At 67.5% G+C, this 14,978-nt stretch carries 12 protein-coding genes; 4 read left to right on the forward strand and 8 right to left on the reverse strand.

Translation table 11 applies throughout. The annotated features are described in order from the left end of the window. Positions 1 to 13 precede the first annotated feature (13 nt). The 3 genes from FHP89_RS00115 to FHP89_RS00125 all read left to right on the forward strand — a co-directional run bounded on the left by FHP89_RS00115 (position 14) and on the right by FHP89_RS00125 (position 2,926). Entirely contained in the window at positions 14 to 646 is a 633-nt protein-coding gene (locus tag FHP89_RS00115; protein ID WP_144176434.1) for a MarC family protein, read from the forward strand. A gap of 101 nt (positions 647 to 747) precedes the next feature. Beyond that, entirely contained in the window at positions 748 to 2,082 is a 1,335-nt protein-coding gene (locus tag FHP89_RS00120; protein ID WP_144176435.1) for a hypothetical protein, read from the forward strand. Positions 2,083 to 2,254: 172 nt separating this feature from the next. Continuing rightward, positions 2,255 to 2,926 (forward strand): EF-hand domain-containing protein, encoded by a 672-nt coding sequence (locus FHP89_RS00125; RefSeq protein WP_144176436.1) that lies wholly within the window; start codon positions 2,255 to 2,257, stop codon positions 2,924 to 2,926. Between the two features lie 52 nt (positions 2,927 to 2,978). On the opposite strand, the gene FHP89_RS00130 is transcribed toward FHP89_RS00125, so the two are convergent. The 8 genes from FHP89_RS00130 to FHP89_RS00165 all read right to left on the reverse strand — a co-directional run bounded on the left by FHP89_RS00130 (position 2,979) and on the right by FHP89_RS00165 (position 13,085). Continuing rightward, positions 2,979 to 3,638, reverse strand: a complete 660-nt coding sequence (locus tag FHP89_RS00130; RefSeq protein ID WP_144176437.1) for a CDGSH iron-sulfur domain-containing protein — start codon at positions 3,636 to 3,638, stop codon at positions 2,979 to 2,981. A gap of 63 nt (positions 3,639 to 3,701) precedes the next feature. Continuing rightward, complete coding sequence (locus tag FHP89_RS00135; RefSeq protein ID WP_222105280.1) at positions 3,702 to 4,457, reverse strand: sulfite exporter TauE/SafE family protein; 756 nt, start codon at positions 4,455 to 4,457, stop codon at positions 3,702 to 3,704. Positions 4,458 to 4,520: 63 nt separating this feature from the next. After that, the gene (locus FHP89_RS00140; RefSeq protein ID WP_144176438.1) at positions 4,521 to 5,726 is read right to left on the reverse strand and encodes an ABC transporter permease; all 1,206 of its coding nucleotides are present in this window, start codon (positions 5,724 to 5,726) and stop codon (positions 4,521 to 4,523) included. Beyond that, positions 5,723 to 6,451 carry an ABC transporter ATP-binding protein gene (locus FHP89_RS00145; protein WP_144176439.1) on the reverse strand — a complete coding sequence of 243 codons (729 nt, stop codon included), beginning with the start codon at positions 6,449 to 6,451 and terminating at the stop codon, positions 5,723 to 5,725. Before FHP89_RS00145 ends, FHP89_RS00140 begins: the two co-directional genes overlap by 4 nt. Further along, positions 6,448 to 7,737 carry an efflux RND transporter periplasmic adaptor subunit gene (locus FHP89_RS00150; protein WP_144176440.1) on the reverse strand — a complete coding sequence of 430 codons (1,290 nt, stop codon included), beginning with the start codon at positions 7,735 to 7,737 and terminating at the stop codon, positions 6,448 to 6,450. The genes FHP89_RS00145 and FHP89_RS00150 overlap by 4 nt, the downstream gene beginning before the upstream one ends. Continuing rightward, entirely contained in the window at positions 7,734 to 9,176 is a 1,443-nt protein-coding gene (locus tag FHP89_RS00155; RefSeq protein ID WP_144176441.1) for an efflux transporter outer membrane subunit, read from the reverse strand. Before FHP89_RS00155 ends, FHP89_RS00150 begins: the two co-directional genes overlap by 4 nt. A 23-nt stretch (positions 9,177 to 9,199) precedes the next feature. Then, positions 9,200 to 11,404 (reverse strand): PepSY domain-containing protein, encoded by a 2,205-nt coding sequence (locus tag FHP89_RS00160; protein WP_186300268.1) that lies wholly within the window; start codon positions 11,402 to 11,404, stop codon positions 9,200 to 9,202. A 211-nt stretch (positions 11,405 to 11,615) separates the two neighbouring features. Then, positions 11,616 to 13,085: an alanine/glycine:cation symporter family protein gene (locus FHP89_RS00165; RefSeq protein WP_144176443.1), complete on the reverse strand. Its 1,470-nt coding sequence runs from the start codon at positions 13,083 to 13,085 to the stop codon at positions 11,616 to 11,618. A gap of 237 nt (positions 13,086 to 13,322) precedes the next feature. On the opposite strand from FHP89_RS00165, the gene FHP89_RS00170 reads away from it, so the two are divergent. Continuing rightward, complete coding sequence (locus tag FHP89_RS00170; RefSeq protein ID WP_144176444.1) at positions 13,323 to 14,954, forward strand: nitroreductase family protein; 1,632 nt, start codon at positions 13,323 to 13,325, stop codon at positions 14,952 to 14,954. Positions 14,955 to 14,978 lie beyond the last annotated feature (24 nt).

Raw genomic sequence — 14,978 nt, forward strand, 5'->3', positions numbered from 1 at the left:
ACATCCGCCTCTCATGGAGTCGCTTCTCAAACCCCTCATTACGCTGCTCGCCATCGTCAATCCGATCGGCGTGGTGCCCTTCTTCATCCACTTCACGCGCAGCTTTTCGGAACGCCACCGCACCCAAACAGCGCGGGTCGCTGCGTTTTCGGCTTTTGTGGTGATTTCGCTCAGCGCCCTGCTGGGCCTGCAGATCATCGGCTTCTTCGGCATTTCGCTGGCCTCTTTCCAGGTGGGTGGCGGCCTGCTGCTGCTGATGAGCGCCATCCAGATGCTCGGCGCCGAGCCGGCCGAATCCAAGCCGCAAGACATCGATGAAGGCGCCCACCGCGCCGACGCGGGCTCGAGCATCGCCGTCGTGCCGCTCACCATCCCGCTGCTCACCGGCCCGGCCACCATCTCGACCATGGTGATTTACGCCGAAAAAACCGTGAAATGGTGGGAGCTCGGCGTGCTCGTGCTCTACGGCGTCATCGTCGGCCTGGCCACGCTCGCCGTGTTTTCGGCCGCCGAGCGCATCGGCCGCTTCCTCGGCCAGACCGGCATCAACGTCATGACCCGTCTGATGGGCCTGATCCTCGCGGCGATTGCCGTCGAAGTCATGGCCGACGGCCTGACCACCCTCTTCCCCGGCCTGCTCGGCTAAACACCGCCCGGTCGTCTATCCTCCAAAGAACGCGTCCGTCATGACGCGGCTGTCGCATGGCCGGCGCCAGGGCGCAGCCCGCCAACCGTTGGAGGATTCTGTTGAGGAAGTTTCTGGCCGTCTGCCTGATGGGGATCCCGCTGGCGCTGTTCGCGCTGGTCTTGGCCGTTGATCTCACGCAGAACAAGGTCTTGCTGAGCGCCACCGCCGCGCAACTCGCCAGCGAAGATATCGACCAGCATGACTACCTCGCCATCCATGACGGCACGATCGCCCTGGACGGACCGTATCTGCCTCAGCGTGTCGCGGACACCGACTACGTCCCCGTCTTTGCCGTCGCCGCCAACGGCACCGCCTCTGCCCGCCCCAGCTTCATTGCCATTGTGCCCGCCGGCGCCCTGGCCGGGCTGATCCAGCCACCGGCCAGCGCCGACGCCCTGCGGCGGGTCGACATGCTTGGCATGCGCAACGGCAGTTGCGGCGAACTGGCAAAGACCAGCCTCCCCGCCACCGCGCCCCTGCCCTGCATCACCCACGGCAAGCACCCGCATGACACGGTCGGTGTGCTTATCGGCAGCACCATCATGCTCCTGCCCTTCGCCGGCCTCGGCCTGTGGTTGTGGCGGCGCCGTGGCCCTGTCGCCGTACCGCATCCGCCGCCGGGCTGCCTGATCAAGCTGGGCAAGGCGGTGATGGTGGTGCTGATCTTCGGCGCCATCGCCGTCGCCAAGCTGGGCGACGATGTCTTGCCCCCGCTCGCCAAGACCGCCCGGCACCTGGGCAATACGGCGCCTGCCGCCACCAAGGTGCTGGACTCCCTGCGCACCTATCTGGGCAGTGAAGATTTCGCAGCCGACACGGTGAACTACGGCTACAAGCTGGCCTCGTTAAAGAAGAACCTCGACACGCTCGACATCCAGCCCGGCCACACGCTGGAAGTGCAGCTCATCCAGCTCGACGCGGCCAGCATCTACACCCGCGACGCGATGGGCGCGTTTCGCCGGCGCGCCGCCAATGCGCTGATCGAACACCAGATTCGCCTTAACGGCGAGCTCGTCGGCGGGCAGTTCTTTGCCACCGACACGACCGACCACTGGCACGCACTGGCCATGCGCCAGCGCGAGGTGAACGGTCCGGTCGAACTGATCGCCGAACACACAGTGCATACCGACAAGGGCGAGCGCCGCTTGCGCGTGGCCGGCGAAATCGAATTCCTCGAAGGCGACGCCACCGCCTACCAGCGTGGCGACAAGGTGGTGTTTCGCTACACCGAATCCGCCCTGCAGCAAGTGGCCGAAAAGCGCGAGAAAATTTTCCAGGCAGTCGGCCGCAATCCGCGCCTGACGTTCGCCATGTCAAATGTGTTGTTCACCGCCGAAGGCGATGCCCTCGTCGCCCGCGCCACCGGCCCCAATCGGCGCATGTTCACCCCCTGACCGCCCGCCCGTCAGACAATGTCAATCGGTTGATCCAGCGCAACGAGTGCACCGCCCATCGCGCGAAGATAGACATGAAGCCACTGCCTCGGCGCCAGTCGCCCGCGGTAGTGCAACGCACCCTGTCTCGCCCGGCGTATCGGGCATCAGACGCAATCTGTGGAGGTGAATCATGCGACCACGATATTCCCTGCTCTCGACAACACTGCTCGCCGCGGCGATCAGCCTGTCTTTCGCGCTGCCCGCTCATGCGCAAACCCCACCACCGCGTGGCCCCGCGCCGTTCGCAGCCTATGACCAGAATGGCGACGGCGCCGTCACCGAGGCCGAATTCAACGCCTTCCGTGCCAGCCGGCAGGCGGCTGCGGCCACCGATGGCCGGCCGATGCGTGGCGCCGCCAACGCGCCCGCGTTCAACAGCCTCGACACCAACGGCGATGGCAGCCTGAGTCCCGACGAGTTGGCGGCCGGCCAGGCCATGCAATTCCAGAACCGTCCCGGTGGCGGGATGGGACCGGGTGGCGGTCGCGGACCGGGTGGCGGCATGGGACCGGGTGCAGGCATGGGACCGGGTGCAGGCATGGGACGGGGCGGTGGCATGGGCCAGAACCAGCCCGCATTCGCCGATTTCGATCTGAACGGTGACGGCCGGATACTGGCCGACGAGCTCACCCAGGCGCGCAACCAGCGGGTGGGTGAACGCGCCCAGCAGGGTTACCAGATGCGGGGCTTGGCCAATATGCCGTCCTTTTCAGAGATGGATACCGACGGCGACGGTGCGATCAGCCCGGCGGAATTCGCTGCCCACCAGCAAAGCCGCCGACCTGCTCCGCCCACACAGTGACCCGGCATGCTGAGCACACCACGAATGCCAAGGCATCCGTGGTGGGTTCAGCCTAATCCGACGTGAAGCCCGCCTTGACGTGACTGCCGTCGCAGAAGGGCTTGTTCTTCGACGCGCCGCAGCGGCACAGCGCCACGGTTGCCCCCTGCCACGCCAGACGGCCGCTCGCCGCGTGCATACGCAGATTGCCATTGAACAAGAGCGGGCCATCCTTGAGCGGCGTGATCTGTAGCGCCCCGCCCGAGCTGGCGGCCGAATCACCTCGCTCGCCCACCGCGCCGTAGTCCTTGAAGTCCGCCGCTTCATGGCTGTTGTCGCAAAAGGGTTTGTTTTTGGAGGCCCCGCATCGACACAGCGCGGCCCGAAACTGCAGGCCCGGCTGCGCCGCCGGATCGACGCCGTCGATATGCAGGTCGCCATGCACAAACAGCGGCCCGTTGCAGGCCACAAACACCGTATTCACTTCTGGCGCGACCTCCGCCGCACCGCCGCACGTGTCGCGATAGGCCAACGCGCCGCTCGGGCAGCGCTCGACAATCTGTTTCGCCTCGTCGGTGTCCGACAGATCGGGCTGACACCATGGCTTTCGCCCGCCAACAAACAGCTCACCCGCCGCCTGCCCGCACTCGGCCACATGGATACACAGACGGCTGTCCCAGGTCACATCGAGGGTCTTGCCGGAAAATATCAACGGCTTCGCTTTGCTGTTCATTGCGCACGCTCCGAAGGTTCAGGCCCACTACCGCTATAGACCAGCACGCGCGCCGACGCGAATTCAGACGGCGAAGGCCTGCCAGATCAGGCGCAAGGCCAGCATCGTCAGAACGACATCGAAGATCTTGGCGAAGTGTTTGTCCTGCATGCGCTTGAGCAGATGCAAGCCGATCCAGGTGCCGATCGCACCGCAGGCGATCATGGCGCCGATCAGCGGCAGCAGCGCGCTCAGATCGAAGCCGGCCTCCTGAAAAACGACGGCCTTCATCCCGTGCTGGAATGACATCGCCGCCGAAAAGGTCGCCACGGTGGTGAAGCGATCACGATGAATCTGCTTGATGAACGCGCCCACCAGCGCCCCCGTGGCACCCACAAACAGCGACACAAAGGTGGTCACGCCGCCGGCCACGGCAATGCCCGGTCGGCTCAGCACCAGCCTGGGCAGCCGCGGCCCCCAGCACAGATACAGGATGAAGCCGGCGATGCTCAAATACATGGTTTTCGGCGGCAGATTGACCAGCACCGCCGCGCCAACCAGCGCACCGACCAGCGCGCCCGGCAAAAAGACGCCCAGCGTTCGCCAGTCGATATGCCGCCAGCTCATGATCGCGCGGCCGCCGTTCGAGCCCAGCTGCACCACACCATGCACCGGAATGATCACCGCCGGCGGCAAGACCTGCGCCATGATCGCCAGCAGCATGATGCCGCCACCCGCGCCGAGGCTGGCGGTCAGCGTCGAGGTAACACAGGCGCTGACAAGCAACAGCGCCACCACAGCCATCGGCAAATCGCCAAACACGGACAGAGACAGGCTCACAGCGATGACTCGAGGCGGAAAGCCCGCATTCTACGGGGCGCGCCAGCCCCCGACCAGTCAGGCTCACTCGTGGCGCAAGGCGTCGATCGGATCGAGCCGCGCTGCGCGCCGCGCCGGAAAGAAGCCGAACACCACACCGATCAAGGCCGAGATGCCGAAGGACAACAAATTGATGGCCGGATCAAACAGATACGGGATGCTCATCAGCGACGATAGCCCGATCGACGCGCCGGTGGCCAGCGCCACCCCGATCAGCCCGCCGAGGCTGGACAGCACCACCGCCTCGATCAGGAATTGCAGCAACACCTCGTGCTCCAGCGCGCCAATCGCCAGGCGGATGCCGATCTCGCGGGTGCGCTCGGTGACCGACACCAGCATGATGTTCATGATGCCGATACCGCCCACCAGCAGGCTGACCGCCGCCACCGCGCCGAGCAGCGTGGTCATGATGCGGGTGGTGGACGACAGCGTCTGGGCGATCTGCTTGGTGTCGAGCACGTTGAAGTTGTCGTCCTCGTTGGCGCCGATCTTGCGCCGCTCGCGCAGCAGGGTCTCGACACGCGCCTTGACGGCGTCGGTGGCGTTGCTGTCGTTGGCCGACACCAGCAGCGTGCGCACATCCTGGTCGCCGGTCAGACGGCGCTGCACGGTGCGGATCGGCATCACGATGGTGTCGTCCTGGTCCGAGCCAAAGGCCGACTGCCCCTTGGCGGCCAGCACGCCGATCACCTGACACGAGAAGTCCGCCACCCGCATCGACTCGCCCAGCGGATCGCCGCCGCCAAACAGCTCGCGCTGCAAGGTGGCGCCGATCACGCACACCGCCTTGCCGCCGCGCTCCTCGGCCTCGGTGAAGATCCGGCCGCCGGTCAGCGTCCAGCCCGCCGCGGTGAAGTAATCCCGCGTGCTGCCGGTGGCCACGCTCGACCAGTTGCGCGCGCCCACCACCACCGACACCGCCTTGCGCGTCTCCGGTGCCACGGCCTTGACGCCCGACACCTGCGCCGCGATGGCCTGCACATCGGCCACTTTGAACATCGGCGCCCCGGCGCTGCCGCCCGGGCCGATGCGCTGGCCGGGGCGCACCATCAGCAGGTTGCTGCCCAGGCTGGACACCTGATCGGAGATCGAGCGCGTCGCCCCGTTGCCGAGCGTCACCATGGTGATCACCGCCGCCACGCCGATGACGATGCCGAGAATGGTCAGAAAGGAGCGCAGCAGGTTGCGGCGGATCTCGCGCAGGGCGAGCAGAAAGGTATTCCAGATCATGGGGTCGCCTCCGCCACCGGTGTGCGCGAATCGCGATCGACCCGGCCATCGACGAAATGCACCTGCCGGTGCGCATAGGCCGCCATCTCCGGCTCATGGGTGACCATCAGGATGGTGATGCCACGCTGGCGGTTGAGCTCGGTGAGCAGCTCCATGATCTCGCGGCTGCGCTGGCTGTCGAGGTTGCCGGTCGGCTCGTCAGCCAGCAACACCGCCGGATTGGTGACGATGGCGCGGGCAATGGCCACGCGTTGCTGCTGGCCGCCGGAGAGCTCCGCCGGGGTGTGGTCTTCCCAGCCATCGAGGCCGACCTGGGCCAGCGCAGCGCGCGCCGCGGCATGGCGACGGGCCACCGGCTCGCCGCGATAGAGCAGCGGCAGCTCGACATTCTCCAGCGCCGAGGTGCGCCCCAGCAGGTTGAAGCCCTGAAACACAAAGCCGAGAAAATGCCGCCGCAGCAAGGCCCGCTGGTTGCGGTCCATGGTCTCGACGTGCACGCCCTGAAACTGGTAGCTGCCGGCGGTTGGCGTGTCGAGGCAGCCGAGGATATTCATCACCGTCGACTTGCCCGAACCGCTCGGCCCCATCACCGCCACAAACTCGCCGGCCTGGACGCTCAGGTCCACCCCGCGCAGCGCCTGAAACGCCGCCGGCCCGCTGCCATAGACCTTGGTGATGTCAGCCAGCCGGATCAGCGCCTCGGGCGTGTCGACAATCGCGTTCATCGTGCGCCGCTCACCGCTTCGGTAATCACCGCCGCGCCGGCTGCCAGATCACCCGACACGATCTCGGTCACCCGCCCGTTGGTGGCGCCGGTCTTCACCATCAGTGGCGCCGGCTGCCCATCGCGCAGCACCCACAGCTGGCGCTCGCCGGCGGCCGGATCCTTCAGCTTGACCGTTTTGGCCTGTCGCGGCGGGCGCGGCATCAGGCTGGAGATGAGGCTCTGCTTGCGCTCGCCGCGCGCCACCGACGGCGTATAGCGCAGCGCCGCGTTGGGCACCAGCACCACGTCGGTCTTTTCCAGCGTGGTGATCTCGGCGGTGGCGGTCATGCCGGGGCGCAGGCTGAGGTCTTCGTTCGCCACTTCCAGCGTGGTCAGGTAGGTCACCACGTTGTCGGTGGTGGTCGCGCCGTAGCTGACGCGGGTAATGAGCGCCGGATAGCGCCGGTCGGTGTAGGCATCGACGGTAAAGCTCGCACGCTGCCCCTCCTTCACCTGCCCCACGTCGGCCTCGTCAACCTTCACCTGCAACTCCATTTTCGCCAGGTCTTCGGCCAGGGTGAACAGCGTGGCCACCTGCAAGGAGGCCGCCACGGTCTGGCCCGGCTCCACCGCGCGCGACAACACCACACCGTCAATCGGCGAGCGGATCGAGGCTTTGGAGAGATTGGTCTCGTTGGTGCGCAGCGTGGCCTTGGCCTGCAACACGCCCGCCTGCGCGCTGGCGAGGTTGGCCTTGGCGCGCGCCTGCGTTGCCTCGGCGGTCTCGATCTCGGTCTTCGACGGCACCTTGCCGCCCGAGAGCTTGAACACCGCGTTCAGGCGCGACAGACTGGCACCAGCCTCCTGCACCGTGGCCTCGGCCTGGCGCACACCGGCTTCGGCCACTTTAACGGCGGCGCGGGCATTGGCCACCTGGTCTTCAAGCTTCGACACATCCAGCCGGGCCAGCACCTGCCCTTTGCGCACCCGGCTGTTGTCATCGACAAACACCTGTTCGATGGTGCCGGACAACTCACTGCCCACGTTCACCTGATTGGTCGGTTGCAGCGTGCCGGTGGCCGACACGGTGACCACCAGCGCCCCGCGCTCGACCGGGCTGCTCTGGTAGCGCACGGCGGTGGCCGCGCCATTGCCGGCAAACAGCGCATAGCCACCGGCGCCGAGCAGCAGCACCACAAGCGCGCCCAACCACCAGCGGCCGCGGCGGGGTTTCTGGGTGGTCACATCAAGGATGGCGGATGGCGCGAGGGCGGCCGGCGAGCCGAGTTTTTCGGGCGAATTCATGAGGGGTTTCCCTGCGGGGTGTCTGCGGATTCGGTCAGATCGGCGCGCGACCAGCCGCCACCGAGTGCCTTGTAGAGCTGGATCACCGCGTTCAGGCGCTCGCCTTCGGCGCTGGCCAGACTGTCTTCGGTGCTGAGCAGACTGCGCTCGGTTTCGAGCACGGTACGAAAATCGATCAGGCCACTGCGATACCGGTCGGCGGCCAGCAGATTGGCGTTGCGTGCCGCGGTGCTGGCGGCGGCCAAGGCCTCTCGCCGGCGGGCGGTGTTGTCGAGCGCGGTAAGCGCGTTCTCGACGTCTTCGAGCGCAGCCAGCACGGTGCTGCGATAGCTGTGCAGGCGCTGCTCGCGCACCGCGTCTTGCTGGTCGACCCGCGCCGCCAGTGCGCCGCCGTCAAACAACACGCCGCTGATGCCGGCAGCCAACGAGCGAATCACCGAGGCGCCATTGCCCAGCGCACCCAATGTCGCCGCCTCCAGCCCGATCGAGCCACTCAGGCTGAAGCCCGGATAGCGCGCCGCCTCGGCCACGCCGATGCGCGCCGTCTCCGCCGCCAGTTGCCGCTCGGCGGACTGCACGTCGGGGCGCTGGCGCAACACCTCGGCCGGAATGCCGACGGCAATGGCGGTCGGCAGCGCCGGCAGCGTGCCCTCGGCAAGGCTCGCCTGCAAGCGGCCGGGCGCCTCGCCGGTCAGCACGGCAAGATGGTTGGCGGCCTGCGCAATGCTGGTCTGCAGGCTGGGGATCTGTGCGCGCGTCTGCTCGGCGTTGGTGCGCGCCTGCTCCACATCCACCGAACTGGCCAGCCCGGCCTGGGCACGCCAGTCGGTCAGTTGCAAGGTTTCAAGCTGGGTGGCCAGGTTGCGGCGGGCAATTTCCAGCCGCGCCTGGCTGGTGCGCAGCGTCACATAGTTGAGCGCCACCTCGGCGGCCAGCGAAGCCTGCGTGCTGGCCAGCGTCGCGCTGACCGCCTCGCGATCGGCCTGGGCCGCCTCGACGCCGCGGCGCGTGCCGCCAAACACATCGAGTTCCCAGCTGGCATCGACGCCGGCGCGCCAGCTTTCGCTCACCGCCGCATCGCCGGACCGGCTGGCGCTGGTAGCGCCCGAGGCGCCGACGTTCGGCCCCTGCCCGGCCCGCGCCACACGCTCGAGCGCGCGCGCGGCCCGCAGCGCCGCGCGGGACGATTGCAGATCGGGATTGCGACGCAGCGCCTGCTCGACCAGCGCGCTGAGTTCGGCATCGCCCAGCGCTTGCCACCAACGCGCAATCGACGCGCTGTCGGTGGCGGCCGCCGAGACCGGGTTCGCATGCCAGGCCGTCGGCGCCGGCTGGGCCGGGGCCACATAATCAGGGCCCAGCGTGGCGCAACCGCTCAACAGCACGGCCAACAAGCCGGCGCCGAGGGTGCGTGGATGCGAAGGTCGCGAGGATGTCATGGCAGTCGCCGTCAGAGTTGAGTTCAGCCGAACACGTCGACTTGCAGGGTGCCGTTTTGTTTCCACGCCTGCAGTATCGCGTCTGCCTCGGCGGGTGCGGTCCGGCCATGGGTGCGGATGATATCGAGCAGCGCGGCGTCCACCGAGCGGCCAAGTGTCGCAGAACGGCCGCACATGTACAGCACACCGTTTTCTTCGGCCAGCCAACGGTAAAGTTCGGCGCCGTGGGCGATCAGCCGGCGGTCGATATAGGCGCCGTCGTCGGCATCGCGCGAGAAGGCCGTGTCCAGCCGGGTGAGCGTGCCCGTGTCTTGCCAGCGCGTCAGCGCATCGCGGTAGAAGAAATCGCCGGCACGCTGGCGGTTGCCGAAGAACAACCAGGTCGGGCCGGCCGAAGCATGCGCCGCCCGCTCAGCCAGAAAGCCGGGAAAGGGCGCAATGCCGGCGCCGGCGGCCACCAGAATCAAGGGCCGCGCCACATCCTCCGGCGGGTTGAACTGCGGGTGCGCGCGCAGGCTGGCGCTGATTCGCGCGCCTTCGGGCAGCTCATGGCAGAGATAGCCACTGGCCGCACCGACACGCGTCTGGCCGTCCGAATCGCGCCAGTGATGCAGGCTGACGGTCAGGCGGATCAGCGAATCCCCGACACGCGAGGACGAACCGATCGAATAGCAGCGCGGGGCCGCCTCCGGCGTCGGGGCGATCAGCAGCAGATCACCGGGCCGGAATTCAACCGACCAATCTCCGGCCCAGAAACTCAGTTGCCAGGTTTCGGTCAGCCCGGCCACCGCCGGGTTGTCCAGGCGCTGCCGGTCAACCAGGGTGAGCGACAAAGACAGATCCGACGCCGGCGCGTCGACCGCCTCCAAACTGTGGCCAAGCAGCGTCGCAACGCGGTCCAGCCACTGCCGCCATGCGCCAACAGGCTCGCCATCGGCACGCTCGATCGGCGCCAATTCGCGAGCCCCCTGGCCCAACAAGGCGCCGCGCAACTGCTCGCCACCGCGGCAAAAATTCGCATAGCGCCGGTCGCCCAGCGCCAGCATGCTGAACCGGCTGCCCGCCAAGTCAGTCGTCGCTACCCCTTGCATGAAGCGGCGCGCCGGATCGGGCAGCTCGCCCTCGCCGGTGGTCGACACGATCAGCAAGGTCTGTTCGTAGCCCGCCAGTGCGGCGGGTTGCAGGGCTTCAAGTGAGGCGCAGGCGACCTTCTCGCCGGCCTGGCGCAGCGCTTGCGCGGTGGCCTCGGCCAGGCGCGCGGCCGTGCCGGTCTGGCTGCCAAAGGCCACCAGTGTGCGAGCGCCGGCGTCGGCGCTGCCCGCGGTTTGCTGACGACGGCGACGCCACCAGCCCCACGCGCCGGTCCCGGTGAGCCCGGCCAATGCCAGCGCGCCGACAAAGCTAATGCCAGCCGACCACACGCCGCCCCAGGTGCCTTCATGCAGTTCGTGCACCAGGCCCGGGCCCTCGGTCAATCGGTTGATGCTGCCATCGGGCTGAACCATGCGTACGGCCTGGCCTTCCGCACCGGCGGTGAACACCAGCGCGCTGCCACCGCGGAAGCGTCGGGCCGACAGCACCGTCGCACCGTCGACTTGCTCGGCCACACGGGTGAGCGCCGTCGACAGTGCCACCGGCGGCCCGGCCTGCACCGGCGGCAACTCGGCGCCGCCAATGTGCAAGGCCATCAGCGCGCCGGTCAGCGGCGCCAGCAACACCAGCGGCAAGGCCAGCCAGCCGATGCCCAGATGCCAGCCGGCCAGCGTGTTACGTAGCCGTGGCAACCCGAGCAGCAGACCCATGACGATCAAGACCGTCATGGCATAGGCAGCGATCTCCACCACGATGCTGAGGCCGAGCAGCAGGTTTTTGTGCAGGTCGAGCACGACGGCAAAGACGTCGGGGCCGGGCTGCGAGGCGGTCAATTCACCGGTCGACATCGCGTATTGGCCCGAGGGGCCCACGGGATTCTTGGAGGTCACCCGCAAGGTGCTGGCATCGGGCGACACGATCACCCCGGTGGCTCGCCCGCGCGGATCGATCTTCACCAGCGCCTCGGCGACCGTCTCGGCACTCACCGATACCGATGCCGCGGGCGCGGCGGTCAGCACCGGCTTGAGCGCCAGCACCGCGCCGGACAGAATGACCAGCACGAATACCGGCGTGAGCACGAGCGCGATCCAGCGATGCAATTGGCGGAGGACGGAGCGGAAACGGGCGACTGTCATGATTGACACCAGGAGACAGGTTGCGGTGCCGCGCATTGAGCATTGCTGCGCGGCGTCGTGAGGCCTGAAGTATGTCCCGCCCTCGGGTTAACCCAGGTCAACGCTGTGTAAAGGCAGGTAAAGCCGGGCCTGGCGGCGCGCGCAACATGGCGTACGGTCAAAAAAAATGCCACCCCGGAGGGCGGCATCATCGACAAAACAACAGGCGTGATCAGGCCTTGGACGGATCAACTGCCGACCTGGACGCCTTCAGACGCTTCTGCCAGAAACTGGCGTTCTTGATGCCCAGCGCGTCCGGATCGAAGACCGGCTCCTTGCCCGCCTTCTTCTGTGACTCGTAGTCCTTCAGCGCCAGCAAGGCCGGTTTTTGCAGGATCAGGATGGCCACGATGTTCAGCCACGCCATGATGCCCACGCCCACGTCACCCAGATCCCAGGCCGCACCGGCGGTGCGCACCGAGCCGTAGGTCACGGCCGCCAGCAGGCCGAGCTTAAGCACGAAATACAGCCAGCCGCGATGCACCTTGCGGTTGATGTAGGCGATGTTGGTTTCGGCAATGTAGTAGTAAGCCACGATGGACGTGAAGGCAAAGAAGCTCAGCGCAAGCGCCACAAATGTCGAACCAAAGCCCGGCAGCATCGACTCCACCGCCGCCTGCGTATACGCCGGGCCTGCCTCGACGCCGGGCAGGTTGTTGACGATCGCCACGCCGTCGGCCCCCATCACGTTGTACTTGCCGGTCGACAGCAGCATGAAGGCGGTGGCCGAGCACACGAACAAGGTGTCGATATACACCGAGAAGGCCTGCACAAAGCCCTGTTTGGCCGGGTGCGACACCTCGGCCGCCGCCGCCGCATGCGGGCCCGAGCCCTGACCGGCTTCGTTCGAATACACGCCACGCTTCACGCCCCACTGCACCGCCAGGCCCAGCACCGCACCAAAGCCGGCTTCCAGACCGAAGGCGCTCTTGAAGATCAGCGCGACCATGCCCGGCACTTGCTCGACGTTCAGCAGCACGATGACCAGCGCCACCAGGATGTAGGCCAGCGCCATGAAGGGCACCACGATCTCGGCGAACAGCGCGATGCGCTTGATGCCACCGAAAATGATGAAGCCGAGCAAGACCACCACAAACGCCGCACTCACCGCCGGCTCGACGCCCCAGGCGGTCTGAATGCCCGAGGCAATGCTGTTGGCCTGCACGCCGGGCAGCAACAAACCCATGGCGATGGCCGTGGCTAGCGCAAAGATCCACGCGTACCAGTTCTGGCCCATGGCCTTTTCGATGTAGTAGGCCGGGCCGCCGCGGTACTGGCCCTTGTCGTCCTTTTCCTTGTAGATCTGAGCCAGCGTCGATTCGATGTAGGCCGTCGAGGCGCCCAGGAAGGCCACCGTCCACATCCAGAACACCGCGCCCGGACCACCAAAGGTGATGGCCGTCGCCACGCCAGCGATATTGCCGGTACCGACGCGGCCCGACAACGCGATGGTCAGCGCCTGAAAAGACGACACGCCACTGGCCGAACTGCGCCCTTCAAAGATCAGCCGCAGCATCTCGTTGAAGCCGCGCACCTGCATGAAGCGCGTGCGGACCGAAAAATACAGACCCACGCCCAGGCACAGATACACCAGCGCCGGGCTCCAGATATAGCTATTGAGGATGCTGACAAACTCGTTCACGCGGATTGACTCCTATCGGCCCGGGTCACGGGCACGCGCGCCGGCACGGAGAGGTGGTCCGGGGCGGCGCATCAAACAGAAGGATCTGCAACAGCCAATCGCTGTGGCAGATCCGGGCGAATCGCGGGGCCGTCAGATAGGCAAGCCCAGCGGGGCCGCGATCCTACCCGATTTCGCTGTTCGGCCGACACCCCCGCACATCAAGGCGGCGACACCCGATGTGCGATGATCCCGGCCATGACCGCCACCCACACCGATCCGCTCGACGTCGTGCACCACTACCATCAGCGCACCAAGCACCGCCCCGATCGCTACGCCGCTTCGCTCGGCTACCTCGACTGGGCCAGCCAGCCCGACCCCTTCCGCCGCTTCGATGGCGCGCCAACGCTCGATCTCCCCCGCCTGGCGCTGCGTGCAGCGCCGAGCTACGACAGCCTGTTCGCCACCGCGCCGACGGCCGCGCCGCTCGATGCCGACACCGTCGGCCGATTGCTGCTGCACAGCCTCGCGCTGTCCGCCTGGAAGCAGGTCGGCCCCGGCCAGTCGTGGTCGCTGCGCATCAACCCCTCCAGCGGCGCGCTACACCCCACCGAGGGCTATGTGATCTGCGGCGCCGTGCCCGGCCTGATCGACGCGCCGGGCGTGTTTCACTACGCCCCCTTCAGCCACCAGCTCGAAGGCCGCGCTGCGCTGACCGAGGCGCAATGGACCGCGCTGACGGCCGGCCTGCCGCAACCGGGCCTGTTGATGGGCCTGACCTCCATCCACTGGCGCGAGGCCTGGAAGTACGGCGAGCGCGCCTGGCGCTACTGCCAGCACGACATGGGCCACGCCATCGGCGCCATCGCCTTTGCCGCGCGCACCTTGGGCTGGCAGGCGCAGCTGCTCGACAGCGTGGCCGACACCGACCTCGCCCGCCTGCTCGGCACCGACGCGCAATCCGGCCCCGAGGCCGAACACGCCGACTGCCTGATCCTGCTCAGCCCGGCCGGCAGCTCCGCGCCCACGCTCAGCGCCGAGGCCTGGCAAGCGCGCATCCCCGCCATCGCGCCGCTCGGCACGCCCAACACGCTCAGCCATGACCACCACCCGTGGCCGGTCATCGACGTCATCGCCAAGGCCACGCGCAGCCCCGGCCCCAGCGCCGCCGCACACCACGCAGCGCCACGCACCGACACCTCGCCCGAGCGCGGCCACAGCGCCGAGCAGATCATCCGCCAGCGCCGCAGCGCGGTGGACATGGACGGCCACAGCCCGCTCGACCGCGCCAGCTTCTACCGCCTGCTCGGCCGCACACTGCCCGGCGCCTTTGTGGCCGACGCCCTGCCCTGGGCGCCGCGCATCTCGCTGGCATTGATGGTGCATCGGGTCACCGATCTGACGCCCGGCTTCTACCTGCTGGTGCGCGATCCGGCGCACGAAGCCAGCCTGCGCCAGTCACTGTCTGATGAATTTGTATGGGAAGTCCCCGAGGGCTGCCCGCCCGCGCTGCCGCTGTTCCGGCTGATTGCCGACGACGCCCGCCGCGCGGCACAGACCGTCAGCTGTCAGCAAGCCATCGCCTCGGACGGCGCGTTTGCCGTGGGTCTGCTCGCGCAGTTCGACGCCGCGCTGGCGGCCGGCGGCGCCCGCGCCTATCCGCGACTATTCTGGGAAACCGGCCTGATCGGCCAGGTGATGTATCTGGAGGCCGAAGCCGCCGGCCTGCGCGGCACCGGCATCGGCTGCTTCTTCGACGACATGATGCATGCGCTGATGGGCGTCAGCGACACCGCCTGGCAAAGCCTCTATCACTTCACCGTCGGCGGCCCGATCGAGGACGAGCGCCTGCAAACCCTGCCGCCCTACGCCCACCTGGACAGCCAATAATAGCCAGGCGCTACGCGCGGCGGG

The organism is Denitromonas ohlonensis (genome assembly GCF_007625205.1).
Taxonomy (GTDB): Bacteria; Pseudomonadota; Gammaproteobacteria; order Burkholderiales; family Rhodocyclaceae; genus Nitrogeniibacter; species Nitrogeniibacter ohlonensis.

Coding starts and splice junctions, on each gene's coding strand:
- FHP89_RS00125 (WP_144176436.1), top strand. CDS start 2,255: ATGCGACCACGATATTCCCTGCTCTCGACAACACTGCTCGCCGCGGCG.
- FHP89_RS00155 (WP_144176441.1), bottom strand. CDS start 9,176: ATGACATCCTCGCGACCTTCGCATCCACGCACCCTCGGCGCCGGCTTG.
- FHP89_RS00130 (WP_144176437.1), bottom strand. CDS start 3,638: ATGAACAGCAAAGCGAAGCCGTTGATATTTTCCGGCAAGACCCTCGAT.
- FHP89_RS00140 (WP_144176438.1), bottom strand. CDS start 5,726: ATGATCTGGAATACCTTTCTGCTCGCCCTGCGCGAGATCCGCCGCAAC.
- FHP89_RS00150 (WP_144176440.1), bottom strand. CDS start 7,737: ATGAATTCGCCCGAAAAACTCGGCTCGCCGGCCGCCCTCGCGCCATCC.
- FHP89_RS00160 (WP_186300268.1), bottom strand. CDS start 11,404: ATGACAGTCGCCCGTTTCCGCTCCGTCCTCCGCCAATTGCATCGCTGG.
- FHP89_RS00115 (WP_144176434.1), top strand. CDS start 14: ATGGAGTCGCTTCTCAAACCCCTCATTACGCTGCTCGCCATCGTCAAT.
- FHP89_RS00145 (WP_144176439.1), bottom strand. CDS start 6,451: ATGAACGCGATTGTCGACACGCCCGAGGCGCTGATCCGGCTGGCTGAC.
- FHP89_RS00170 (WP_144176444.1), top strand. CDS start 13,323: ATGACCGCCACCCACACCGATCCGCTCGACGTCGTGCACCACTACCAT.